This window comes from Arthrobacter sp. 01T414 (assembly GCF_056398965.1).
Genome location: NZ_JBFTQK010000002.1, coordinates 396,707 through 421,691, shown reverse-complemented (window position 1 = coordinate 421,691; position 24,985 = coordinate 396,707). Strand labels below are relative to the sequence as shown.

20 protein-coding genes are annotated in these 24,985 nt (G+C 67.9%); 14 read left to right on the top strand and 6 right to left on the bottom strand.

Annotated elements, in window-relative coordinates:
• Nucleotides 1–291 precede the first annotated feature (291 nt).
• A complete protein-coding gene (locus AC1DK9_RS07380) occupies nt 292–2,046 on the bottom strand; it encodes a long-chain-fatty-acid--CoA ligase (protein ID WP_476915471.1) in 1,755 nt (584 codons plus the stop codon).
• Nucleotides 2,047–2,259: 213 nt separating this feature from the next.
• On the opposite strand from AC1DK9_RS07380, the gene AC1DK9_RS07375 reads away from it, so the two are divergent.
• The 7 genes from AC1DK9_RS07375 (at nt 2,260) to AC1DK9_RS07345 (ending at nt 9,069) form a co-directional block, all read left to right on the top strand.
• Nucleotides 2,260–3,642: an MBL fold metallo-hydrolase RNA specificity domain-containing protein gene (locus tag AC1DK9_RS07375; RefSeq protein ID WP_476915470.1), complete on the top strand. Its 1,383-nt coding sequence runs from the start codon at nt 2,260–2,262 to the stop codon at nt 3,640–3,642.
• Nucleotides 3,639–4,955 (top strand): erythromycin esterase family protein, encoded by a 1,317-nt coding sequence (locus tag AC1DK9_RS07370; protein WP_476860778.1) that lies wholly within the window; start codon nt 3,639–3,641, stop codon nt 4,953–4,955. Before AC1DK9_RS07375 ends, AC1DK9_RS07370 begins: the two co-directional genes overlap by 4 nt.
• Before the next feature lie 222 nt (nt 4,956–5,177).
• Nucleotides 5,178–6,047 carry a universal stress protein gene (locus AC1DK9_RS07365; RefSeq protein ID WP_476915469.1) on the top strand — a complete coding sequence of 290 codons (870 nt, stop codon included), beginning with the start codon at nt 5,178–5,180 and terminating at the stop codon, nt 6,045–6,047.
• An 83-nt stretch (nt 6,048–6,130) separates the two neighbouring features.
• A complete protein-coding gene (locus tag AC1DK9_RS07360) occupies nt 6,131–6,811 on the top strand; it encodes a hypothetical protein (RefSeq protein ID WP_476860776.1) in 681 nt (226 codons plus the stop codon).
• Between the two features lie 207 nt (nt 6,812–7,018).
• Nucleotides 7,019–8,227, top strand: coding sequence for an inorganic phosphate transporter (locus tag AC1DK9_RS07355; RefSeq protein ID WP_476860775.1), 1,209 nt, complete (start codon nt 7,019–7,021; stop codon nt 8,225–8,227).
• Entirely contained in the window at nt 8,227–8,448 is a 222-nt protein-coding gene (locus AC1DK9_RS07350; RefSeq protein WP_476860774.1) for a hypothetical protein, read from the top strand. Before AC1DK9_RS07355 ends, AC1DK9_RS07350 begins: the two co-directional genes overlap by 1 nt.
• 75 nt (nt 8,449–8,523) lie before the next feature.
• A complete protein-coding gene (locus AC1DK9_RS07345) occupies nt 8,524–9,069 on the top strand; it encodes a dihydrofolate reductase family protein (protein WP_476860773.1) in 546 nt (181 codons plus the stop codon).
• Between the two features lie 52 nt (nt 9,070–9,121).
• Here the strand turns inward: AC1DK9_RS07345 and AC1DK9_RS07340 are convergent, their stop codons facing one another.
• Nucleotides 9,122–9,586 carry a hotdog fold thioesterase gene (locus AC1DK9_RS07340; RefSeq protein WP_476915468.1) on the bottom strand — a complete coding sequence of 155 codons (465 nt, stop codon included), beginning with the start codon at nt 9,584–9,586 and terminating at the stop codon, nt 9,122–9,124.
• Nucleotides 9,587–9,836: 250 nt separating this feature from the next.
• Between AC1DK9_RS07340 and polA the strand changes: the two genes are divergently transcribed.
• The 3 genes from polA to rpsA all read left to right on the top strand — a co-directional run bounded on the left by polA (nt 9,837) and on the right by rpsA (nt 15,507).
• Nucleotides 9,837–12,476, top strand: a complete 2,640-nt coding sequence (polA, locus tag AC1DK9_RS07335; RefSeq protein ID WP_476915631.1) for a DNA polymerase I — start codon at nt 9,837–9,839, stop codon at nt 12,474–12,476.
• A 57-nt stretch (nt 12,477–12,533) separates the two neighbouring features.
• Nucleotides 12,534–13,820, top strand: a complete 1,287-nt coding sequence (locus AC1DK9_RS07330) for a GNAT family N-acetyltransferase (protein WP_476915467.1) — start codon at nt 12,534–12,536, stop codon at nt 13,818–13,820.
• Nucleotides 13,821–14,031: 211 nt separating this feature from the next.
• Nucleotides 14,032–15,507, top strand: a complete 1,476-nt coding sequence (rpsA, locus tag AC1DK9_RS07325) for a 30S ribosomal protein S1 (RefSeq protein ID WP_175323298.1) — start codon at nt 14,032–14,034, stop codon at nt 15,505–15,507.
• A 240-nt stretch (nt 15,508–15,747) separates the two neighbouring features.
• Here rpsA and AC1DK9_RS07320 read toward each other — a convergent pair whose 3' ends face one another.
• From AC1DK9_RS07320 to AC1DK9_RS07310, 3 genes are all read right to left on the bottom strand, one after another.
• Nucleotides 15,748–16,185, bottom strand: a complete 438-nt coding sequence (locus tag AC1DK9_RS07320) for a DUF1810 domain-containing protein (RefSeq protein ID WP_476915466.1) — start codon at nt 16,183–16,185, stop codon at nt 15,748–15,750.
• A 179-nt stretch (nt 16,186–16,364) separates the two neighbouring features.
• Nucleotides 16,365–16,901 (bottom strand): GNAT family N-acetyltransferase, encoded by a 537-nt coding sequence (locus tag AC1DK9_RS07315; RefSeq protein ID WP_476915465.1) that lies wholly within the window; start codon nt 16,899–16,901, stop codon nt 16,365–16,367.
• Complete coding sequence (locus AC1DK9_RS07310; protein WP_476915464.1) at nt 16,885–17,547, bottom strand: IMPACT family protein; 663 nt, start codon at nt 17,545–17,547, stop codon at nt 16,885–16,887. The genes AC1DK9_RS07315 and AC1DK9_RS07310 overlap by 17 nt, the downstream gene beginning before the upstream one ends.
• Before the next feature lie 61 nt (nt 17,548–17,608).
• Between AC1DK9_RS07310 and coaE the strand changes: the two genes are divergently transcribed.
• The 4 genes from coaE to AC1DK9_RS07290 all read left to right on the top strand — a co-directional run bounded on the left by coaE (nt 17,609) and on the right by AC1DK9_RS07290 (nt 23,619).
• Nucleotides 17,609–18,850: a dephospho-CoA kinase gene (gene coaE, locus AC1DK9_RS07305; protein ID WP_476915463.1), complete on the top strand. Its 1,242-nt coding sequence runs from the start codon at nt 17,609–17,611 to the stop codon at nt 18,848–18,850.
• Between the two features lie 40 nt (nt 18,851–18,890).
• Complete coding sequence (gene uvrB / locus AC1DK9_RS07300; protein ID WP_476860766.1) at nt 18,891–20,972, top strand: excinuclease ABC subunit UvrB; 2,082 nt, start codon at nt 18,891–18,893, stop codon at nt 20,970–20,972.
• Between the two features lie 179 nt (nt 20,973–21,151).
• Complete coding sequence (locus tag AC1DK9_RS07295) at nt 21,152–22,180, top strand: TerC family protein (RefSeq protein WP_476915462.1); 1,029 nt, start codon at nt 21,152–21,154, stop codon at nt 22,178–22,180.
• Between the two features lie 38 nt (nt 22,181–22,218).
• Nucleotides 22,219–23,619, top strand: coding sequence for an MFS transporter (locus AC1DK9_RS07290; protein WP_476915461.1), 1,401 nt, complete (start codon nt 22,219–22,221; stop codon nt 23,617–23,619).
• An 86-nt stretch (nt 23,620–23,705) separates the two neighbouring features.
• On the opposite strand, the gene AC1DK9_RS07285 is transcribed toward AC1DK9_RS07290, so the two are convergent.
• On the bottom strand, nt 23,706–24,971 hold the full coding sequence (locus tag AC1DK9_RS07285) for an alpha/beta fold hydrolase (protein ID WP_476915630.1): 1,266 nt from the start codon (nt 24,969–24,971) through the stop codon (nt 23,706–23,708).
• Nucleotides 24,972–24,985: the final 14 nt, after the last annotated feature.

Sequence of the window (24,985 nt, the reverse complement as noted above, 5' to 3'; positions counted from 1 at the left end):
GCCGCGAGGGATCTGCGTCGAGGGACCGGCGGCGGGCCCGTCGGCAGCGCACGCAAGCGCCGCGACGTCGTGGTCCCAGCTTTTTCCAAGGACGTCCCCGCATTCTGGTGCCACCATCAGCGTCCGGGGGACAACGGCCGGTCACCGACCGCCACCGTCCGCCGCGGCACAACTGCCAGGGGCCGCGACCAGGACGCCTGAGATGGGACCGCTGGCTGCCGGGTTCCCAGCGACCCGGCAGCTGGGCCGCCTCCGCCACCGGCGGGTACTTCCCGCCGGGAAGTACCCGCCCTAACGGCCGGCCACCAGCCTGTCCCGGATCTCCCGGCGCAGGACCTTGCCGATCAGCGAGCGCGGCAGAACGTCCAGTACCTCCACGCGCCGGGGAACCTTGTAGGCCGCCAGGTGCCCGCGCGCGAAGTCCAGGAGTGCCCCCGTGTCGAGGCGGCTCCCCGCGGCGGGCACGACGGCGGCCACCACGTCCTCCCCGCCGCCTGGCCTGGGCAGCCCAACCACTGAGACCTCCGCGACGCCGGGGAACTCGGCGAGGACGTCCTCCACCTCGGTTGGCGAGACGTTGAAGCCGCCGGTGATGATCAGTTCCTTGATCCGGTCCCGGATAGTGACGAAGTGGTCCTTATCTACCGAGACGATGTCGCCGGTGCGGAACCAGCCGCCCTCCAGCAGGGCCTCCTCTGTCTCCTGCGGCCGGTTCCAATAGCCGGCGAAGACCTGGGGTCCACGGATCAGCAGCTCGCCCGCCTCGCCCGGGGCGCGGTCGATCCTGACGTTCTGCGGGTCCACCACGCGGATGTCGGTGAGCGGGAACGGGACTCCCACTGTGCCCGGCTTGCGGCTGGGGCCGAACGGGTTGCCGATCGAGATCGGCGAGGTCTCCGTCAGCCCGTACCCTTCGATCAGGTAGCCGCCGGTAGCCTTTTCCCACGTCTCCACGGTCGCCACCGGAAGGTTCATCGCCCCGGAAATAGAGAACCGGATTCCCTTGAGGCTGATGCCCTGCCGTGCCGCTCCGGCCGCGATCCGTTCATAGATCGGCGGGACGGCGGGCAGGAAGGTGGCCGGGGACTTCCGGTACGCCTTGAGCACCAGGTCGACGTCGAACTTGGGGAAGAGCACCAGCCGCGCGCCAATGCTCAGCGCAAAGGTCATGCACAGGGTCAGTCCGTAGGCGTGGAACATGGGCAGCACGGCGTACACGGTTTCGCGCCCGTCCTTGAGGCCGGGGACCCAAGCCCGCCCCTGGGCGGCGTTGGCCTGGAGGTTCGCATGCGTGAGCATGGCGCCCTTCGGTTCACCGGTGGTGCCGCTGGTGTACTGCAGCACCGCGAGGTCCTCCGGTGCGGGGCGCGGGTACCGCTTCTTGAGCTCGCCGGCCTTGAGGAGGTCGTCCCACGGCAGGACAGACCGCCGCACGCCGTTGTGCACCCGGGGCGCGGGTTTGCCGGCGGCCAGGGCGGCCCGTGCCTTGCGGGCCGCCGGGAGCGGCAGCCGCAGCGCGAGCCRCTTGGCCAGCGGCATCGCGGGGATCAGCCCGACTGAGACGACGCTGCGCAGCCCGACGTCGGCCGGCAGCTGCAGCACCCGGTCCACCGCCTTGTCCCAGACGATGGCGACGGCGGCGCCGTGGTCCTCGAACTGGTGCCGCAGTTCACGGTCCGTGTAGAGCGGGTTGTGCTCCACCACGACGGCGCCGAGCCGCAGCGCCGCGTGGAAGGCGATCACGTGCTGCGGGCAGTTCGGCAGGACCAGGGCAACCCGGTCACCGGCCTTCACACCGAGTTTCTTCAGCCCGGCGGCCGCCCGGCTGATCTGCGTCCCGAGTTCCCGGTAGCTGGTGGTCGCCCCGAAGAACTCGAGCGCCGTCTTGGCTCCGAAGCGCCGGACGGAGGCCTCCATCAGGTCCACGAGGGAACCCTTGGGGAGCTTGAGGTCGGCGGGTACGCCCGGGCTGTAGTGCCTGGTCCACGGACGGTCCGCCCAGGGCAGGCCGGGAACCGGGGCAGCTGGGAGCGGTTTCTTGTTCATGCGTAGTCCTTGCCACTGGGTTGGCGGAGTCCGGTTTGTGTTCCCCGCCCGAAGGCCTGCCCGGAGAGCCTGCCGGAAAAAGCCTACCGGGGCGGCTCAGGCAGGCCGGACCAGCCGTGGCTCCCAGCCGCCGGGTGCTCGTGACTTTCGGCCCTAGGTGGGGGCCGGGATTGCGCGGAAGGTGGGGTTGACGGACTCGGGAACGGAAGCACCATGAAACACGAGCAGCCGACCCTCCGGTTTTTCGGTGCAACTGACACCGTGACCGGCTCCCGCTACATGCTCGAAGCCGGCGGCCGCCGGGTTCTGGTCGACTGCGGGCTGTTCCAGGGCTACAAGCGCAGCCGCGAACGCAACCGCCTGCCGTTCCCGGTGCCGCCCCGCTCGATCGACGCCGTCGTCCTCACGCACGCGCACCTGGACCACACCGGCTACGTCCCGGCGCTGGTTCGGGACGGCTTCGCCGGGCCGGTCTATGCCACCGACGGGACCACCGAGCTCTGCAAGCTGATCCTGCCGGACAGCGGCTACCTGCAGGAGGAGGAGGCGCGTTACGCGACGCACCGCGGCTCCACCCGGCACAGCCCGGCGCTGCCGCTGTACACCACAGCGGATGCGGTCAAGTCGCTGAACAGCTTCAAGATCCGCGACTTCGACGATCCGCTGGATCTTGGCGGCGGCATGGAAATGACCTTCGTGCCTGCCGGTCACATCCTGGGCGCGGCGCAGGTGCACGTCAGGTTCGGCTCCCAGTCGGTGCACTTCACCGGCGACCTAGGCCGCTCCGATGATCCGTTCATGTTCCCGCCGCGACCGCTGGGCGCCGTCGACGTGCTTGTCACGGAGTCCACCTACGGCAACCGCAAGCACTCCACGCTGGATCCGGAGCAGCAGCTTGGGGAGATCATCACGCGCGTCGCCAAACGCGGCGGGGTGGTGATGTTTGCCGCGTTCGCCGTCGGACGGGCCGAGACGCTCATGCTGTACCTGTCCCGGCTCCGGCGCAGGAACGCCATCCCGGACATTCCGGTGTACCTCAACAGCCCGATGGCGATCGACGCCTCCGACATGTATCAGCGGCACCCCGAGGAACACCGGCTCACCCGGGACGAATACAAGAACATGTACAGCCTCGCCAAGCTCACCCGCAGCGTGGACGACTCCAAGCTGCTGAACTTGCGCGGCGGGCCAATGATCATCATCTCCGCCAGCGGGATGCTCACCGGCGGCAGGATCCTGCACCACCTCGCGGCCTACGGCCCGGACCCCAAGAACGCCCTCATTCTCAGCGGCTACCAGGCCGGGGGCACCCGCGGCGCGGCGCTGGCCGCGGGCGAGCGCGAGGTCCGGATCTACGGCGAGGACGTCAAGATCCGGGCCGAAGTCATCCAGATGGAGAACCTGTCCGCGCACGCCGACACAGACGGGCTGATCAACTGGATGCGGGCCGCGCCGCAGGAGCCGCGGATGACGTACATCACGCACGGCGAGCCCGACTCCTCGGACGCGCTGCGGGTCCGGATCAAACGCGAACTGGGGTGGCGGGCCAGGGTCCCGGAGCACCTGGAGCGGATCGAGATTGGGGACCCGCGGTGAACCCGGGCAGCGTCACCAAGTCGTCCGTCCTGGGCGAGATCCATTCCCTTGCGCGTCCCCTCCGCACCGAACGGGACCTTGACGGGCTGGTGCGGCGGGCCGCCGGGTGCCGGTTCACGGCGATCGGGGAAGCCTCGCACGGCACCCACGAGTTCTACACCTGGCGGGCCACGCTTAGCCGCCGGCTGATCGAGGAGCAGGGTTACACCTGGATCGGCGTGGAAGGGGATTGGCCCGACTGCTGGCGGATCAACCAGTGGGTGCGCGGACAGCACGGGCAGGACCAGGGCGTCCATGCGCTCCTCGCCGGTTTCCAGCGCTGGCCCACCTGGATGTGGGCGAACGAGGAAGTGGCCGGCTTCCTGGACTGGCTGCGCACCTGGAACTCGCGCCGCCCGCTGCCCGAACGGGTCGGGTTTTACGGCCTGGACGTGTACTCGCTCTGGGACTCGCTGCGCGAGATCATCGCCTGGCTCGAGGAGCACCTGCCCGACGCCGTTCCCGCCGCGATGCGCGCCTGGCAGTGCTTCCTGCCGCACCACGAGGACCCGCACCAGTACGCGTGGAGCACCCGGCTGGTCCCCAACTCCTGCGAGGCCGACGTCGTGGCACTGCTCAGCGAAGTACGGAGCCGCGTGTTCACCCCGGGAGACCACGATGAGGAAGCGTTCGACGCCGTCCAAAACGCCGAGGTCGCCGCGAACGCCGAACACTACTACCGGATCATGGTCCGCGGCGACCGACAGTCCTGGAACGTCCGGGACCACCACATGGCAGACACCATTGACCGGTTGAGCAGGCACCTGGGCGCAGCCTCCAAGGGCATCATCTGGGAGCACAACACCCACGTGGGCGATGCGCGTGCCACGGACATGGCGCAGGACGGCCTGGTCAACGTCGGCCAGCTGCTGCGGGAGCGGCACGCCCTCGACGGTGTCCTGCTCGTGGGCTTCGCCGCGCACCGCGGTGCGGTCATCGCCGCCGACTCCTGGGGGACGCCGGAGCGGATCATGCCCGTGCCCCCGGCGCGACCGGGCAGCCACGAGGATTTCCTGCACGAGGCCCTGGGCGTGCCCGCGGTGCTGGAGTTCGGCGACGACCGGACCGGACCATGGCTTGCGACCTGGCTGGGCCACCGCGCGATCGGCGTGGTCTACCACCCGGAACGGGAGCAAGGGAACTACGTCCCGACCCGGATGGGGGAGCGCTACGACGCACTGATCTGGCTTGAGCACACCGACGCGCTGCGCCCGGTGCACCACGAGGGGCCGCCCCGGGAGCCCGAATTCGAGACCGAACCGACCGGCTTCTAGGCGGATGTTGTGGGGCTTAAGGCCCTAACCGGGCGCCGGGGGCCGGGTCACACTGAATTGTCGGCAGAGCCCCGGGGCTGCCGGCGAGTCATGCCAAGGTGCAGCGGCCGCTAAGCAACGGCCTATGCAGCGGTCTCAGCAGTGGTCACAGAAGGGTGCGCTGCCGGGACCACCGTAGAGGTCACGTCAACGTTCACGCTATGGAAAAGAGCAGGATTCAGCATGAGTAAACCAATCGTCGTCGGCATCAACGGTTCGGCGGGCAGCGAGGCCGCGCTGACGTGGGCGCTGGAGCGCGCTGCCCGGCAGAAACTCGCCGTGGTCTGCGTCCACGCCGTGGACGACCGTTGGATGTCGCCGGACTTCCAGTACCACGAGCTGATCCGCGAATCCGGGATGGAGCTGCTGGAGAAGGCCAAGGCCAACGCGAAAAACCATGCCCCCGACGTGGACGTTGATATCCAGTTGCGGCACGGAAGCCCCGGATCGGCGCTGCGGGAAGTGTCCAAGGAAGCGTCCATGGTCGTCGTCGGCGGCCACGACAAGCACTGGATGGACGGCGGCCCAATGACGGACCGCGCCCTCCAGATCGTGACAGCCTCGGACAGCCCTGTCGCCGTCATCCCGGCCCAGCGCGCCGCCGGCGGCCACGGCGTGGTGGTCGGCGTGGACGGATCTGAGGAATCGCTCCAGGCCGTGGCGTTCGCCGCAGCCGAAGCCGACCGGGGCGGGGACGAACTAACCGTGGTCCTGGCGTTCCGCAGCCCTGCCCGCTGGGTGGAGCACCAGCTCCCCGAAAGCGGACTGGCGGAGACGATCGTCGAAGAAGACCGGATTGTGCTGGCTGAATCGGTCGCCGGCCTCGGGGACAAATACCCCGACCTCGTCGTCCACCAGCGGCTCGAAACCGACACCGAGCCGGCGAAGGCCCTCGTCGACATTGCCCGCGAGGCACGGCTGCTGGTGGTCGGCAGCCGCGGCCGCGGAGGCTTTTCCCGGCTGGTACTCGGTTCCACAGCCCATGCCGTGTTGCTGAACGTGCCGTGCCCCACCGTGGTGACCCGGGTGCACAAGGTCAAGCACGAGGACTGAGCGGCCCGGGCTGCCGCTTACCGCGTGAGCCCCCTCTTCGGAGGGGGCTTTCCGCTGCCCGGCGCCGGTGGGAGGATGATGCCGTGGATTCCCTGTTCAATTTCTTCGGCCACAACTGGTGGCTGGTCTTCCCGCTGAGCGCCCTGCTGGCCAACTGGGCACGCTCCTGGAGTAAAGCCGCAGAACGCCGGCACCGCCGGAAAGTCGAGTTGTACCGGCTCAGGAACCAACAGGCGGACCTGGAGCTGGCCGGCCGCGCCGAAGTACAAGCCCTCATCGACGCCCACGACGCGGTCAACCGCCGCTGGCTGGACTACGAACTGGACGTGGGCAAACTCATTGACTTTCCGGTCATGACCGACGTTCGTGAGCCGCTCACCGTGGCCTTCCTCCGCGCCAAACGCGAGGCCGACGGCCTCCGTCCCTCCGACGCCGGGCAGATCACGACGGCGCCCCGGCTGGCGGAATACCGCGCCGCCGTGCGCGGCTTCGAGCTGGCCTTCGACGTCGCCGAGCGCGAAGCCCTCCGGATCAGGGACAGCAACTTCACCGGTCCCGAGCGCGAACGGCTCGCGACGGCCCGCAAACTGCTGCGGATCGCCTCCGACTCGGCGGCCACCCCGGCCGAACGGCAGTCCGCGTACAAACGGGCCCGCCGTGAACTGGACGGGCTGATTGTGCTGCCGGATGCGACCCTGGCCGAACTCGAAGGCAGGATCGCCGGGGTGCTCGACGCGGGCCCGGGCCGCGGCGCGCATGGCTGACCGCGCGGTCCGCGCCACCGGCCCCGCAGCCGGGCCAAACCCCGATGTTTTGCCCTGCACTCATTGGCACGTACGATCTATAGGGTTTCAGGACAGCTTTGGTGAACCGCACCGGTGCTCCCGGCTTGACGGCGGGTGAACAGTGAGAAGCAAGGCCGCCACGGGGAATGAAACTGCTGACCGTCGACTCTGCAGATTGGGCAACAGGTGGAAATCACCGTAATGGTGGCGCTGGTAATAGCGCTGGCGCTTTTCTTTGACTTCACGAACGGATTCCACGACACCGCCAACGCGATGGCGACGCCCATCGCGACCGGTGCCATCAAGCCGAAGACCGCCGTCGCTCTCGCGGCAGTGCTGAACCTGGTGGGCGCGTTTCTTTCCACCGAGGTGGCCAAGACGGTTTCCGGCGGCATCATCCGGGAAGGCTCCGACGGCGTCCAAATCACCCCGGACATCATCTTCGCCGGCCTGATGGGCGCGATTCTCTGGAACATGATCACCTGGCTCAAAGGCCTGCCTTCCAGTTCCTCGCACGCCCTCTTCGGCGGCCTGATCGGTGCGGCCATCGCCGGCATCGGCCTGCACTCGGTGAACTTCACCTCGGTGCTCCAGAAGGTCCTCCTGCCCGCCGTCTTCGCGCCGGTCATCGCCGCCGCCGTGGCCTACGTCTGCACCCGGCTCGCCTACGCGCTGACGGCACGGCACGACCCGGAGACCGGCAGCAAGCTCACGCAGAAGCGTGGCGGTTTCCGCACCGGGCAGATCTTCACCTCCAGCCTGGTGGCCCTCGCGCACGGTACGAATGATGCGCAGAAGACCATGGGCATCATCACTCTGGTGCTGATCTCGGCCGGTAGCCAGGCCCCCGGTTCGGGTCCGCAGCTCTGGGTCATTGCGGCCTGCGCCCTGGCCATCGCGGTCGGCACCTACTCCGGCGGCTGGCGGATCATCCGGACCATGGGCTCGGGCCTCACCGACGTCAAGCCCGCCCAGGGCTTCGCCGCGGAGACCAGCACCGCCGCGGCCATCCTGGCCTCCTCGCACCTCGGCTTTGCCCTGTCCACCACCCACGTGGCCTCCGGCTCCGTCATTGGCTCGGGCATGGGTCGCCGCGGCACCACCGTGCGCTGGGGCACTGCAGGGAAGATCGTCGTAGGCTGGCTCTTCACCCTCCCGGCCGCCGGAATCGTCGGCGCCCTGACCGCCCTGCTGGTGCACACCGGCACGGTCGGGTTCGTTATCGCCGCCGTCGCCGGGACGGCAGCCGTGGTCTACATGTTCGTTGCTTCCCGGAAGTCCCACGTCGGCCACCACAACGCCGTCGAGGTCGAAGAGGCCGGCCAGGCCATCCGGTTCGCGAAGAAGAAAGCGGCTGCGGTCAGCCGTACCAACAACTCCAAGGGTGGCCGGTAATGAAGTGGCTTGAACTCGTCCTGGTAGCGGGGGCCACCCTCGTCTCCGCTGTGACCGTCGTGGTCCTGTATGCCCTGGGCGTGCGGCTCACCGCCATCGCAGGGGATGCCCGCACCACCCAGCCCGGCTGGATCCGGCCGCTTTCCTACGTGTGCTTCGGCCTCTGCGGCGTCGCGGTGCTCTTCGGGCTGTACCTGATCATTCCGTACTTCACCAAGTAGCCGACGGCGGCGGCCCCCGCCGCGCCGCCCGCTTGGCCTCTGGGAAAAGCCCCCTGCGGTGGCTACGCTGGGCACATGCCCGGCTTCCAGTACTTCGTAGCGGCCTCCCTGGATGGCTTCATCGCCACCGCGGACGACAACCTCGACTGGCTGCTCCAGTTCGACGGCTTCGCCGGCGGCAAGGAGAGCTACGACGCGTTCATGGCCGACGTCGGCTGCATCGTGATGGGCGGGGACACCTACGCCTGGCTCCGGCAACACGAGAGCGGCTGGCCATACCCGGGCATCCCGTGCTGGATCTTCACGCACCACGAACTGTCCGCCCCCGCGGGCACGGACATCACCTACGTCCGGGGACCCGTGGCCGAATTCGCCGGGGACTTGACGGACGCCGCCGCGGGAAAGAATGTCTGGGTGGTAGGCGGGGGAGTCCTGGCCGCCCAGTTCGTCGACGCCGGGCTGCTGGACGAACTGATCCTCTCGGTCATCCCCATTGTGCTGGGCGGCGGGAAGCCGCTGCTTCCGCTGTCCGGCCCGACGGCGCCACTCGAGCTGCTCTCATCGCGGACCATGGGCCGCGGCATCGTCGAACTCCGCTACCGCCTCAGCGGCCGCGGCTGACGGACGTCAGACCGCCGCCAGCCCGGCGGCCGGCCGAGGGACGCCGGGCTCGCTACTCGCTAACGTCGCGAAGCAGGTTGGTGATCCGCGCAGTGGAAAGCCGCCGGCCCTGCTCGTCGGTCATGATGATTTCGTGCGTCGTGAGGGTCCGGCCCAGGTGGATGGCCGTGCAGGTCCCCGTCACGGTGCCGGAGGAGATCGAGCGGTGGTGCGTCGCGCCGACGTCGATCCCCAGGGCTTGGCGGCCCGGTCCCGCATGCATGGCGGCAGCGAAGGAGCCGAGGGTTTCGGCCAGCACCACGTGCGCGCCGCCGTGCAGGATCCCGGCGACCTGCGTGTTGCCCTCTACGGGCATGGTCGCGACCGTGCGCTCCGGGCTCAACTCGAGGAAGTGGATCCCCATCTTCACCACGAGGGCGCCTACACCCATCTGGCCCAACCAGTCGTGCAGTTCCGCGGGAACACCGGCGGCCTCAAGTTCGGCGGCGAACGGGGCGGGCGTGAAATTGTCGATCATGGGAACTAGGCTGGCACCTGTGAGCGAAACTACCAAACCGGCCCCCGCCCCTTCTGCCGCAGGCACCACCGAAGCCGCCGCAGGCACTGCGACAGGAATGACAGACACTGCTGCGTCGGCCGGCGGTTCCGTGCTTGTTGCCGAAAAGGCGAAGAAGCCGCGGCGCAGCACGCCCGAGGTCTCCGCCACCGAGGCTCCCGTCATCCCGATCACGGACCAGCCCCGCCTCCTTGTGCTCGACGGGCACTCCATGGCCTTCCGGGCCTTCTTCGCGCTGCCCGCGGACAAGTTCTCCACCGCCACCGGCCAGCACACCAACGCCGTGCATGGTTTCACCTCCATGCTGATCAACCTGATCAAGGCGCAGAAGCCCACCCACGTGGCTGTGGCGTTCGACGTCTCCGACGACACCACCCACCGCAAGGCCGAGTACGACGGCTACAAGGGCGGACGCAACGAGACGCCGCGGGAAATGAGCGGCCAGATCGACCTGATCGACAAGGTCATGGGCGCCTGGGGTATCAAGACCATCAAGCTCCCGGGCTGGGAGGCGGATGACATCCTGGCCACCCTCGCCGCCCAGGGCGAAGCGGCCGGCTTCGAGGTGCTCCTGGTCTCCGGTGACCGCGATGCCTTCCAGCTCATCACCGACAACGTCTTCGTGCTCTACCCCAAGAAGGGCGTGAGCGACATTCCCCGCATGGACGCGGACGCCATCCAGGAAAAGTACTTCGTGTCGCCGGCCCAGTACTCGGACCTCGCCGCCCTGGTGGGCGAAACGGCCGACAACCTTCCCGGCGTCCCCGGCGTCGGGCCCAAGACCGCGGCCAAATGGATCAACCTCTACGGCGGCCTCGAGGGTGTACTGGAGAACATCGACTCGATCGGCGGCAAGGTCGGCGATGCCCTTCGCGAGAATGTCGACGCCGTAAAGCGCAACCGCAAGCTCAACCGGTTGCGGACCGACCTGGAACTGCCCGTCACACTGGAGGACCTGGCCGATCCCAAGCCAGACCAGGCCGCGCTCGAGGAACTCTTCGACACGCTCGAATTCAAGACCATCCGCACCAGGCTCTTCGCCCTCTACGGCAGCGAGGTCACCGAGGCAGAACGCGAGACACTGGCCACCCCGGAATACACTGTTCCCGCCACGGCAGCCGAGCTCAGCGCGTTCCTGGCCGGTGCGGAAGGCAACCGCGCCGCCGTCGCGGTGGACCTGGTCCCCGGCCGCATCGGCGAGGACGCGGCCGCCGTCGCGATCGTCCACGGCGAGTCCGCCGTCTACCTGGACCTCACCAGCCAGGACGCCGAAACCGAGAACGTCCTCGCCACCTGGCTCCGCGACCCCTCGGCCGCCAAGGTCATGCACGGGTTCAAGGGCGCGCTCAAGGCGCTGTCCGCCCGCGGCATGGAACTGGACGGCGTGGTGGATGACACCTCCATCTCCGGCTACCTCATCCAGCCCGACCGCCGCAGCTACGAGCTCGCCGAGCTGGCCCAGCACCACCTGAACCTCACCGTCTCCAAGGAGGAAGCGAAGGCGGGTCAGCTGGAGCTGGCGTTCGACGGCGACGACGCTGCCGCCGCCGGCGCGCTGGTCCATGTCGCCGCCGTCGTCCAGGCCCTGAGCCGCTACTTCGAAACCGAGCTGAAGGAGCGCGGGGCGCAGGAGCTGCTCACTACCCTTGAGCTGCCCGTCAGCCGCGTCCTCGCCGACATGGAACTGGCGGGGATCGCCATCGACATGCAGCGCATGGACGAGCAGCTGGCGGACCTGGCCAAGGTGATCGACAACGCCCAGGAACAGGCGTTCGCAGCCATCGGCCACGAGGTCAACCTTGGCTCGCCGAAGCAGCTCCAGACCGTCCTGTTCGACGAGCTGGGCCTGCCGAAGACGAAGAAGATCAAGTCCGGGTACACCACGGATGCCGCCTCGCTGAAGAACCTGCTGGAAAAGACCGGGCATGAATTCCTGGTCCAGCTGATGGCGCACCGGGAGTCCTCGAAGCTCCGCCAGATGCTGGAATCGTTGAAGAAATCGGTCACGGAAGACGGCCGGATCCACACCACCTACGCGCAGAACGTCGCGGCAACGGGCCGGATCTCCTCCAACAATCCCAACCTGCAGAACATCCCGATCCGCAGCGAGGAAGGCCGCCGCGTGCGCGGCATCTTCGTCGTCAGCGAAGGCTACGAATGCCTGCTCTCCGCTGACTACTCGCAGATCGAAATGCGCATCATGGCCCACCTCTCGGGCGACCCCGGACTGATCCAGGCCTACAAGGACGGCGAAGACCTGCACCGGTTCGTCGGTTCCAACATCTTCCACGTGCCCACCGACCAGGTCACCAGTGCGATGCGTTCCAAGGTCAAAGCGATGTCCTACGGCCTGGCTTACGGCCTGACCTCGTTCGGCCTGTCCAAGCAGCTGGAAATCTCCGTCGACGAGGCGCGGACCCTGATGAAGGACTACTTCGACCGGTTCGGCGCCGTCCGCGATTACCTGCGCGGCGTGGTGGACCAGGCCCGGATCGACGGGTACACCGCCACCATCGAGGGCCGCCGTCGATACCTCCCGGATCTGACCAGCACCGACCGCCAGCTGCGTGAAAACGCCGAACGCATCGCGCTCAACTCGCCGATCCAGGGATCCGCGGCGGACATCATCAAGCGGGCCATGCTTGGCGTTTCCGGCGCGCTGGCCGAGCAGGGGCTGAAATCACGGATGCTGCTGCAGGTCCATGATGAACTGGTCCTCGAGGTCGCCGACGGCGAACGCGAGGCGGTCGAGAAGCTCGTGACGGAGCAGATGGGCGCCGCGGCCCAGCTGTCGGTGCCGCTGGAAGTCCAGATCGGTATCGGCACCAGCTGGTACGAAGCGGGGCACTAGGCCGGGCCGGCCGTTCAGTTCTTTCAAAGTTGCAAGAATTTCCAGGGGGAGAAGCACGTGGCAGAGCAGTATGAAATCCGGCGTTTCCAACCCGCGGCCAAGGACGACGCGGCATATCCGGAGTCGGTCGCCTGGATGCGGGCCGTAGCCTTCGGCTTCCACGACGCCCGCCGAAGCGACGAACGGGTCGACAAAGGCCTCGAGATGCAGCGCGTGGACGGACGGGTACTGACCGGCGCCTACCAGACCGGTCCGGTGTCCGAGCACGCCCTCGGCGCCGACGTGCCGGTGGCAACCTTCGGCACGATGACCAAGACGCTGAACATTGGCTACGGCCGGCTGCTGGATACCCGGCTCGTGACGGCCGTTACGGTGCGGACCTCGCACCGCCGCCGCGGACTGTTGCGCCGCATGATGGCGGAGGAGCTGGGGCTGGCACGGCAGGAGGGGCTGGCGATGGCGGCACTGACCGCCTCGGAAGCGTCCATTTACGGCCGGTTCGGCTTCGGCGTCGCCACGTCCGAACAGTCGATCAAGGTCGACACGAGTGCCCGCTTCGTCCTGAAGCACACGCCCGTCGGGAGCGTCGAGGTGGCTGATCCCAAGGTGCTCCTTGAGTTGGCTCCGGCGATCTTCGAACGCCTGCACCGCCAGACGCCGGGCTCGGTGGGCCGGCACGAGTTCTACCGGCAGTTCGCCTCCGGTTCCATCAGCCGTGAAGACGGTGAGGACCCCAAGGTCAAGGTCGCGCTGCACTACGACGCCGACGGCGCTGTGGACGGCTACGTGTCCTACAAGTTCGGCGGCTGGTCCAGCACCCCGTACACAATGGACGTCGTCGACCTGGTGGCCGCCACCCGGACCGCCTACCTGGAGCTGTGGCAATACCTCGGCGCCATCGATCTCGTCGAACGCGTGAGCTGGGACGAGGCGCCCGTTGACGATCCGCTGCCGTGGGCGCTCACGGACCCGCGCTGTGTCGATGCCTCGGACGCCCGGGACATGCTCTGGCTGCGGATCCTGGACGTGGAGAAAGCCCTGGCCGCGCGGCGCTACTCCGCCGACGGGTCCCTCGTGCTTCGCGTCACCGACAGCCTCGGCTTCGCGGCCGGGACGTTCGTCCTGACGGTCAGCGGCGGCGAGGCAACGGTGACGCCGTCCCCTGACGCCGAACCCGACCTGTCACTGGACGTCGCGCACCTTGGCTCCCTTTACCTGGGCGCCGTCTGTCCGGTGACACTGCTGTCGGCCGGCCGGATCACCGAACACACCCCGGGGGCGGCGCTGACGGCGCGGCTGATGCTCGCCGTCGAACGCGCACCGCACTGCCTGACGCACTTCTAGAGGGGCGACGGCGGGCTCCGTTGCGCTTTGACCGGGGTTGGCGTATACGACTAGACTAAACGGGCGTGTACTACGTGTGCGCAACCTAATCCACAAAATCAGGATGACCCGGCGGATCGCCTTTGATTTGCCGTGTTCTTCACCCGTGTCGCCGACGCGGGTGGGACGGTTTGCCTGACCGACTAACTATCCACAACGGAGCCCCTACTACATGACCATCACCTCAACCGAGAAGTCAGGTACCCCCGTAGTCGCAATTAACGACATCGGTACCGCTGAGGACTTCCTCGCAGCAGTCGACGCCACCATCAAGTACTTCAACGACGGAGACCTCGTCGAAGGTACCGTCGTCAAGGTCGACCGCGACGAAGTCCTGCTCGACATCGGTTACAAGACCGAAGGTGTCATTCCCTCCCGCGAGCTTTCCATCAAGCACGACGTTGACCCCGGAGACGTTGTTTCCGTTGGCGATCAGGTCGAAGCCCTGGTGCTCACCAAGGAAGACAAAGAAGGCCGTCTGATCCTCTCCAAGAAGCGTGCTCAGTACGAGCGTGCCTGGGGCGACATTGAGAAGGTCAAGGAAGAAGACGGCGTCGTCACCGGTACCGTCATCGAGGTTGTCAAGGGTGGTCTTATCCTCGACATCGGCCTGCGCGGCTTCCTGCCCGCATCCCTGGTCGAGATGCGCCGTGTGCGCGACCTTGCTCCGTACATCGGTCAGCAGATCGAAGCCAAGATCATCGAGCTGGACAAGAACCGCAACAACGTTGTGCTGTCCCGCCGTGCATGGCTCGAGCAGACCCAGTCCGAGGTCCGCTCCACGTTCCTCAACAAGCTGGAAAAGGGCCAGGTTCGTCCCGGCGTCGTTTCCTCCATCGTCAACTTCGGTGCCTTCGTGGACCTGGGCGGCGTAGACGGCCTGGTTCACGTTTCCGAGCTGTCCTGGAAGCACATCGACCACCCGTCCGAGGTTGTCGAAGTTGGCCAGGAAGTCACCGTCGAGGTTCTCGAGGTCGACCTGGACCGCGAGCGCGTTTCCCTGTCGCTCAAGGCTACGCAGGAAGATCCGTGGCAGACCTTCGCCCGCACCCACGCCCTCGGCCAGGTTGTTCCGGGTAAGGTCACCAAGCTGGTTCCGTTCGGCGCGTTCGTCCGCGTTGAAGACGGCATCGAAGGCCTGGTCCACATCTCCGAGCTCGCCGTGCGCCACGTTGAGCTGGCCGAGCAGGTTGTCTCCGTTGGCGACGAGCTCTTCGTCAAGGTCATCGACATTGACCTCGAACGCCGCCGCATCTCGCTGTCCCTCAAGCAGGCCAACGAGGGCGTCGACGCCGAGTCCACCGAATTCGATCCGGCTCTCTACGGCATGGCCGCTGAGTACGACGAAGAGGGCAACTACAAGTACCCGGAGGGCTTCGATCCGGAGTCCAACGAGTGGCTTGAAGGCTACGAGACGCAGCGCGCCGCCTGGGAGCAGCAGTACGCTGACGCCCAGACCCGCTGGGAAGCCCACAAGAAGCAGGTTGCCCAGCACGCTGCCGACGACGCTGCCGCTGCAACGTCCGGCGAGAGCGACTCCGGCACCACCAGCTACTCCTCCGAGCCGGCTGCAGCCGAGACCGGTGCAGGCACGCTTGCATCGGACGAAGCCCTCGCCGCTCTGCGCGAGAAGCTGACCGGCAACTAATTGCCACCGGCCCGGGTCGCCCCGGGCCAACCCAAGCGGGTCCCTGCCATGTGCAGGGGCCCGCTTTGGGTTAAGCGGGGTGCTGCTGCGCGGCGGTACGTGGGGACATGCCCAATCTTGGGGGCGGGGACTGGACATAGTGCGGATATGTCCAGTGGCCGGCGTGGGCGCGGGGCATGCTCCTCGCGCCACGCGGGGCGTGGAAGGAGGACGGACCTTGAAAAAGGTGCCGGCGGATGTTCAGGCCGCGGTGCCGAGGATCCGGTCCGTGGCTTGGTCCGGATCCCCGCCGAAGTACTTGTCCAGGACTTGGCGGAACGCGGGCTCGTCAGGTGCCGCCCGCAGGAAAAGGGTCGACGACGAATGCAGCTTCCGTGCGTCAATGCCGCCAAAGATCTGCTCGGCGCTTCGGTCGTTAACGGCGTCGACCGCCCGGAAACACTCCAGGAGACGGCTTCCGAGAACCGGGTGGTGCAGGTAGGCCCGAGCCTCCTCCAAGGACGAGATGGCGTATTTCCGGGACGTCGCGCTCTGCCCCAGCCCGGTGATTTGCGGAAAAATAAACCACATCCAGTGGCTCTGCTTGGAGCCGGCCCGCAAGTCCGCCAACGCGCGCTGGTAGGTACCTCCTGAGTCCTGGGCTTCGAGGAATCGTGCGAGGTCGAAGGGATAGTCCATGCATAGTCTCCTTGTTCGTTGCTGTGCCCGGTCCGCCCGCATCGATGCCGTCGCCGGGCGTAGGGCTCCCTTCATCCAACCACTGTCCTAGGGTCCGCGACAGGCCACGACCGGCAGCATCCCCGGATCCAGTGGGCGCGGGGGATGAGGTTGTCCACTCCGTCCCCGGCACCCGGCGGCTAGCCCAGCTTGAACCGCGCGCTGATCCGCTGTCCGTCGGTCGCGAGCTCGGCACCCGCGGAACGTAGCAAGGCCTGGGCTGCTGCATTTCCGGGGGTTGTTTCCGCCGCCAGCAGGTCCGCGCCGGCCGCCGCGGCCTGGGCTTTGACCAGGCGCAGTGCCTCCCGGCCGATGCCGCGGCCTCGGAAGCTCCGGCCCAGCCAGATCCCGGTCTCCAGGGCGCCGCCGTCGTGCGGGAATGTCACGGACCCCGCAGCGGACACCCGCTGCAGCCGGACGGATCCGGCCAACTCTCCATCGGCCGTGATTGCCCAGGTTTTCTGCCGTGCCGGGCCGTCGAGCCCTGCGGCAGCCGCGCGGTGGTAGGCGCGGAACCAGCTGATCCGTTCGGTGTTCCAACCCTCGGCGGTCCCGAGTGGCGGGGTGACTTCGTCGGCGTCGGCCTCGTGCAGGGCGACCGCCAGGAGCCGCTCCAGCACGGGATCCGTCACGTCGACCAGCGCCACTACCGGCAAGGGTTCAGTCGATGGCAACATCGGTCCACTCCGTTTCTCCGGGCAGCAGTTCGGCGCTTCCGGCCGAAATTGCCGCAAGGCGATCAGCGGCCTCCGCCAGCCCCGCCGGGTCGTCCGGCAACGCCAGCCGGAGGACCGTCGTCTGCGCATCATAGCTGGTGCCGGCCATGACATAGCCGGCCGCCCGTAACTCGTTCTCAAGCCGCCCGGCGGCTGCGTGCGGCACCGGCACGGCGCAGATCCGCAGCCGCTGCCGGCGTACCAGCGGCGCCAATTCCAGCGCGGCGGACACCGATTCGGAGTAGGCCCGGACCAGTCCGCCCGCACCGAGCAGGATCCCGCCGAAATAGCGGACGACGACGGCGGTCACGTCGCTCAGGTCGGTCACGCCGGGGGCGGTTTCGCGTTTCAGCAACGCTTCCAGCATCGGAATGCCGGCGGTGCCGGAGGGTTCGCCGTCGTCGCTGGAGCGCTGCACGCCGCGGTCCGGCCCGAGGATGAACGCCGAGCAGTGGTGCCGGGCGTCGTGGAATTCCCGTCGCAGGCCGGCGATGAGCGCCCGGGCGCTGTCTTCGTCGGCGGTGCGCTGGAGCACCGTGATGAAGCGGGACCGTTTGATCTCCAGCTCGTGCCGGAAGCTGCCGCCGGCCGCGAGTGTTGTGTACACGGTGGCTCCGTCTCTCGGAGAAACCGCGTCGATTGGCACGGCTTCAGTTTAGTCTGGTGGGGTGCTGAAGATCGGTTTGACGGGCGGCATCGCCTCAGGGAAGTCAGTGGTGGCCTCGCGGCTGCGTGAACTGGGCGCCGTGGTGGTCGACGCCGACGCGTTGGCCCGCGAGGTCGTCGAGCCCGGGACACCCGGTCTGGCGCGGGTGGTGGAAGCCTTCAGTTCCGCCATCCTGGATCCCCACGGAGCCCTGGACCGAGCCCGCCTGGGCGCCCTCGTCTTCGGCGATCCCGAACGCCTGGCGGTGCTGAACGGCATCATCCACCCCCTCGTCCGGGAGCGCGCCGCCGCCCTCGCGGCCGGCGCCCCGAAAGGCGCAGTCGTGGTCCAGGATATTCCGCTCCTGGTCGAGACCGGCCAGGGCGCCCACTTCCATCTCGTCGTGGTGGTGGACGCTCCGGAAGACGTCCGGGTACGTCGGATGGTGGAGCACCGGAAGATGACGGTCGAGGAGGCCCGCTCGCGCATGGCCGCCCAGGCCACCCGCGACGCCCGGCTGGCGGCGGCCGACGTCGTACTGGACAACTCGGGCTCCAAGGAGGAACTGCGGGACGCGGTGGACCGGCTCTGGCAGCGCCGGCTGCTCCCGTTCGCGGAGAACCTGACCAAGCACCGGGTGGCCCCGCGCACCGGCGGCCCCGTGCTCAGTCCGGCCAATCCGGACTGGCCGGCCCAGGCCTCCCGGATCGCGGCCCGCCTGCTGGCAGTGGCGCTCCGGGACGTCTTCGCCGTGGACCACATCGGCTCTACCGCGGTTCCGGGACTCGACGCCAAGGACGTGCTGGACCTGCAGCTCACCGTCCGTGACCTGGCGACGGCGGACCGCCTCGAGCCGCTGCTGGCGGCGGCAGGCTACCCGCGCTGGCCCGGCATCGGCCCGGACAACCCCAAGCCCGCCCACCCCGACCCCGCCGACTGGGACAAGCGCGTGCACGGCAGCGCGGACCCCGGCCGGGCCGTGAACCTGCACATCCGGGCCGCGGGGTCGCCCGGCTGGAGGTATGCGCTGTGCTTCCGCGACTGGCTGCGCGACGACGCCGGGGCGCGCGCCGACTACCTCGCGGAAAAGCGCCGCGCGGCCCGACGGCACGGCGTGGACAAGTCCACCGCGGCCTACGCGGCGGACAAGGAGGAGTGGTTCACCGGCCACGCCGCCCCGCGGATGGAAGAGTGGGCCCGCCGCACCGGCTGGCTGCCGCCGTCGTACGCCGCCTCCGGACCGGCGGGTACCGCCCAAAGCTGAATCCGGCCTTCCTGTCGGAGGGCGGCGGTAGATTAGTAGCATGAGCCTTGCCCAGGAAATCAACCGTGTCGTGGCGCCCTTCGAGGTTATTAGCGAGTTCAAGCCCGCCGGGGACCAGCCGGCCGCGATCGCTGAACTGACCGAGCGCATCCAGAATGGCGAGAAGGACGTGGTGCTTCTCGGCGCCACCGGTACCGGCAAGAGCGCGACGACGGCGTGGCTGATCGAGCAGGTCCAGCGGCCCACCCTGGTGATGGTGCAAAACAAGACGCTCGCCGCCCAGCTGGCCAACGAATTCCGCGAACTGCTGCCGAACAACGCGGTCGAGTACTTCGTCTCGTACTACGACTACTACCAGCCGGAAGCCTACGTGGCCCAGACCGACACCTTCATCGAGAAGGACTCCTCCGTCAACGAGGAAGTCGAACGGCTCCGGCACTCCGCGACGAACGCCCTGCTCACCCGGCGCGACGTGATCGTGGTCGCCACCGTCTCCTGCATCTACGGCCTCGGCACCCCGGAGGAATACATCGCCGGCATGGTGACCCTCCGCAAGGGCGCCCAGATGAACCGCGACGACCTGCTCCGGAAATTCGTCTCCATGCAGTACACCCGCAACGACATGGACTTCCACCGCGGCACGTTCCGGGTCCGCGGCGACACCGTGGAAATCATCCCGATGTACGAGGAACTGGCGATCCGGATCGAGTTCTTCGGCGACGAGATCGAGAACATTTACACCCTGCACCCGCTGACCGGCGAGGTGATCCGGGACGAAACCGAAATGTACGTCTTCCCCGCGTCGCACTACGTCGCCGGTCCGGAACGGATGGCCCGCGCGATCAAGCGGATCGAGGACGAGCTCGCGGACCGCCTCAAGGTGCTCGAGAGCCAGAACAAACTCGTCGAAGCCCAGCGGCTGCGCATGCGCACCACCTACGACCTGGAAATGATGCAGCAGATGGGGTTCTGCAACGGCATCGAGAACTACTCCTCGCACATCGACGGCCGCGCCCGCGGCACGGCGCCGCACTGCCTCCTCGACTACTTCCCGGACGACTTCCTGCTGGTCATCGACGAATCCCACGTCACCGTGCCGCAGATCGGCGCCATGTACGAGGGCGACATGTCCCGCAAGCGGAACCTCGTGGACCACGGCTTCCGGCTTCCCTCCGCCATGGACAACCGCCCGCTCAAATGGGACGAGTTCCAGGAGCGCGTGGGCCAGACCGTCTACCTGTCGGCAACCCCGGGCAAGTACGAGCTCGGCAAGGCGGACGGCTTCGTGCAGCAGATCATCCGGCCCACCGGCCTGATCGACCCCGAGGTCATCGTCAAGCCCACCAAGGGCCAGATCGACGACCTGCTGGGCGAGATCCGCACCCGCACCGCCAAGAACGAACGCGTCCTCGTCACCACGCTGACCAAGCGGATGGCCGAGGACCTCACCGACTATCTGCTGGGCCACGGCGTGAAGGTCGAGTACCTGCACTCCGACGTCGACACGCTGCGCCGCGTGGAGCTGCTCCGTGAACTGCGGATGGGCGTCTTCGACGTGCTGGTCGGCATCAACCTGCTCCGCGAAGGCCTGGACCTGCCCGAAGTTTCGCTGGTGAGCATTCTGGACGCGGACAAGGAGGGCTTCCTCCGCTCGGCGACCTCGCTGATCCAGACCATCGGCCGTGCGGCCCGAAACGTCTCCGGCCAGGTCCACATGTACGCGGACAAGATCACCGACTCGATGGCTCAGGCCATTGACGAGACCAACCGCCGCCGCGCGATCCAGGTGGCGTACAACACCGAAAAGGGCATCGACCCGCAGCCGCTGCGCAAGAAGATCGCCGACATCACGGACCAGCTGGCCAAGGAGGACGCGGACACCCGCGAGCTGCTGGCCAGCGCGGGGAAGGCGCGCGGCAAGGGCAAGGGCGGCTCAAAGGTCCGTGCCGACGGCCTTGCCGCGGCTCCTGCCGAGGACCTGGTGGGCCTGATCGAACAGTTGACCGAGCAGATGCACGCTGCCGCCGGCGAGCTGCAGTTCGAGCTCGCGGCGCGGCTCCGCGACGAGGTCGGAGAACTGAAGAAGGAGCTGCGCCAGATGCAGTCGGCCGGGCACGCCTGAGGTAAAGTGGATCAAACGTAGGGGAGTATCCCAAGCGCTACGATCGTCAACACGCACGGCACAGATGCCCTGCCGGGCGTAGCGGGCAGCGAATCTGCACCTGATGGCGACAGCCCAGGTGCGGCAGCTCAGCCGGAGAGACTTACACCGCTTAGTCGTACCCTGCGAAAGGTATCTTCGTGCCCGAACTTCCCGTCTGGTTCGAGATCGGCTCCTTCGTCGTTCTTGGAATCATCCTCACCATCGATCTGCTCCTGGTGCTGAAGCGCCCGCATGAGCCCTCCATGAAGGAAGCAGGCCTGTGGGTCTCCTTCTACATCGGCCTGGCGCTCGTCTTCGCCGGAGCCATGTTCCTTTTCACGGGTCCGGAGTACGGCGGACAGTTCATCGCCGGCTGGGTGACGGAATACAGCCTCAGCATCGACAACCTGTTCGTCTTCATCATCATCATGGCGCGCTTCTCGGTACCCCGTAAGTACCAGCAGGAAGTCCTCATGGTGGGCATCATCATTGCCTTGATCCTGCGTGGAATCTTCATCATGCTCGGCGCGATCGTGATCGAACAGTTCAGTTGGGTTTTCTACATCTTCGGTGCCTTCCTGCTCTGGACCGCATGGAAGCAGGCGCAGGACGAGGGCGAGGACGAGGAGGACAAGGAAAACCCGCTGATCGCCCGGATCCGCCGCATCCTGCCGATGTCCGAGAAGTTCGACGGCGGCAAGCTCCGCACCGAGGTCAACGGCAAGAAGGTCTTCACCCCCATGGTGATCGTCTTCGTCACCATCGGCATGACCGACCTGCTCTTCGCCGTCGACTCCATCCCGGCCATCTTCGGCCTCACCCAGAGCGCCTTCATCGTCTTCACCGCCAACATCTTCGCCTTGATGGGCCTGCGCCAGTTGTACTTCCTGCTTGGCGGCCTGATGAGCCGGCTCATCTACCTCAAGCACGCGCTGTCGGTCATCCTGGCCTTCATCGGCGTCAAGCTGGTGCTGCACGCCATGCACGTCAACGAACTGCCCTTCATCAACGGCGGCAAGCACATCGAGTGGGCCCCGGAAATCCCGACCTACGTTTCGCTCGGCGTGATCGTCGGAACGATCATTATCGCGGTCATCGCCAGCCTGGTCAGCTCCAAGGCCTCGAAGGCCAAGCTGGATGCCCGGCTCGAAGAGGACTCCCGCAAGAGCCTCACCGACGCCGAGTAACGCGCCCCGGCAGCCCGTCTCCGGGCTAAGCTCGGAACGTGAAAAATTTCAACGCCACGACGGCGGCCGGTGCGGCGCTGCACCCGCAACGGGTGCAGCGCCGTACCGTTGTCGTGCTCAGCGCCGCCCAGCTGCTCAGCGGCGTGGGCGGCGGTGCCAGCCTTTCCGTCGGGTCGCTGCTCGCGGTCCAGCTCTCCGGCTCCAACGCCTGGGCCGGCTCGGTGACCACCACCATGACTCTCGCGGCCGCACTGGCCGCGCTTCCGCTTGCCGGCCTGGCAGGGCGGCGGGGACGCCGGGCAGCCCTCGTGACCGGCCTGCTGTCCGCCATGACCGGGGCCGTGCTGGTCATCCTGGCCACCGTGACCGCCTTCTTCCCGGCGCTGCTGCTCGGTGCAGCGATGCTGGGCCTGGGCACGGCGGCCAACCTCCAGGCCCGCTTCGCCGCCGTGGATCTCGCCGAACCCGAACACCGCGGCCGCTCGCTCGCAATCGTGGTGTGGGCCGTGACGGTCGGCGCCGTGGCCGGGCCGAACCTGATCCAGCCCGGCGCGCTGGTGGGTCAGGCCCTGGGCCTGCCGCCGATTTCCGGGCCCTTCGTGTTTTCGACCGCCGGACTGGCCCTCGCCGCGGTGCTGCTGTTCATCGGGCTCCGCCCGGACCCGCTGTTGCTGGCCGCCCGACTCCGCGCCGCAGGCGAGGAACCGGGCCAGGGGCCAGGGCGGCGGCGGGGGGATGGGGCGGGCGAGGAGCCCGCGAAGGGGACAGTGGCAACCCGGCGCAAGCACGCGTTGCGGAACGGACTGCGTGCGGTCCGTTCCTCGCCGCGGGCCAGGCTGGCGCTGCTCGCCGTCGTCGCTGCGCACGGCTGCATGGCCGCCGTGATGTCCATGACCCCGCTGCATCTGCAACTGCTCACCGAGGGCCCAATGGCCGGCCACGCCGCGGGGCACTCGCATGCCGCCGGCACGGACGTCTTCGTGCTGATCGGCTTTACGATTTCGCTGCACATCGCCGGCATGTACGCCCTCTCACCCGTAATGGGCTGGCTCACCGACAGGGTGGGACGGCTGCCGGTGATCCTGGCCGGCCACGGGCTGATCCTGCTCGCCGTCTGCGTGGCGGGCTTCGGCCAGGCCCAGCCCGCCCTGGTCACCACCGGACTGGTGCTCCTGGGGCTGGGCTGGTCCGCGGCCACGATCGCCGGCTCCACCCTGCTGGCCGAGAGCGTCGCTGCCGGGGACCGGGTCCTGGTGCAGGGCGTGTCGGACACCCTGATGGGGGTGGCGGGCGCTGTGGGCTCGGGGTTCGCCGGTCTCGTGATGAGCGGCGTCGGGTATCAGGGCCTGAACCTTGTGGCGGCCGTCGTGGCCGCCGCGGTGCTGGGCGTGGTCCTGCAGGCAGCCATCCGGGCGCCGCGTGCCCCTGCGCCGGCCTGAGCCTGAGGCCTGAAACCCGGGCCTGCGTCCTGAAACCAGGCCTGCATCCTGAACCCCGGGCCGTGAACCCCGGGGTTGCGGGCGCTTCAGGCCCGCATGCCTCGGATCATGCCAAGCAGCCGGCCGAAGATGGCCTCACCGTCGTCGGCGATGCCGTCGTGGTGGAACTCATCCGACTCCCAGACCTGCAGGCCCCGGACGGCGGCCGCAGTCTCCAGCGACAGCTCCCGGTCAACGTAGATGTCGTCGCTGTACACGGCGGCGGCCACCGGCACATTGTTCAGGGCCAGCCGCTCGGGATCGTAGAGCGGTTTCCAATCGTCCTTCTCCGCGAGCAGCTGTGCCACCGCGCGGAGTGGGCGCAGGGCGGGATCCTGTTCGAAGTACCAGGGGTAGACCATTTCCCCGGTCAGCAGCGGGTCGGCGGCGTCCGGGCGGAACTCGGGGAACGACTGGAGCACCCGCAGGGCGGCCCAGTCGGTGGCTTCGCCCTGGCCGTAGATGGACTCATGCATGAGGGCATAGAGCGGATTCGATGCCCGCGAGACAAGCCCGCGGACCTGCTCCAGGAAGCCGTCGGAGAGCCTGTCGCCGTCGGGGGTGCTGACGAAGGCATCCTCCAGCAGGTGGTGCAGGCCGTCCACCCGGGTGTTGCCGCCCAGGTAAGAACCCACCATCTGGAAGCGTTCCACGGTGAGCCTGCTGCCATCGGGCAGGAGTTCCTCGTGCTCGCGGAGGTGCCGGGCGATGCGGCTGACCAGTTCCCGGTCCTGCGGATACCAGCCGAAGTACTCGGCGTTGCGGGCCGCCACGCGCCGGAAAGTTGTCTGGTAGACGCGGTCCGCGGGGCCGGACAGGGGAGCGAGGCCGCCGGTGATCAGCGCCTCGCGCAGCCCCTCCGGCGCGAACGACAGGTAGCTCAGGGCGCAGAAGCCGCCGTAGCTTTGCCCGTAGATGGTCCACGGCGCGGCGCCGAGGGTCCGCCGGATCGCTTCGGCGTCGGCCACGATCGAGTCGGCCCGGAAGTGCGCCAGGTATTCGGCCTGTTCCCGGTCACTGCCGCGCAGCGGCAGGGTCTTGCGGTCGATGGGGGAGGAGAGCCCGGTGCCGCGCTGGTCCAGCATCAGGATCCGGAAATCCCGGGCCGCGGCCTTGCTCCAGCCGCCCAGGGCGGGGAAACGGTTGCCGCGCCCGCCCGGCCCGCCCTGCAGGTACAGCAGCCACGGGAGTTCGGCGGCGGCCTCCTCGCTGTGGTCTGCGGAGACGTATTCCCGGGCGAAGACGGTGATGGATTCCCCGTCGCCGCCGAAATGGTCCAGTGGCACCTCGAAGTAGTGCTCCGCGGTGCGCATGCCGCGGTAGTCGT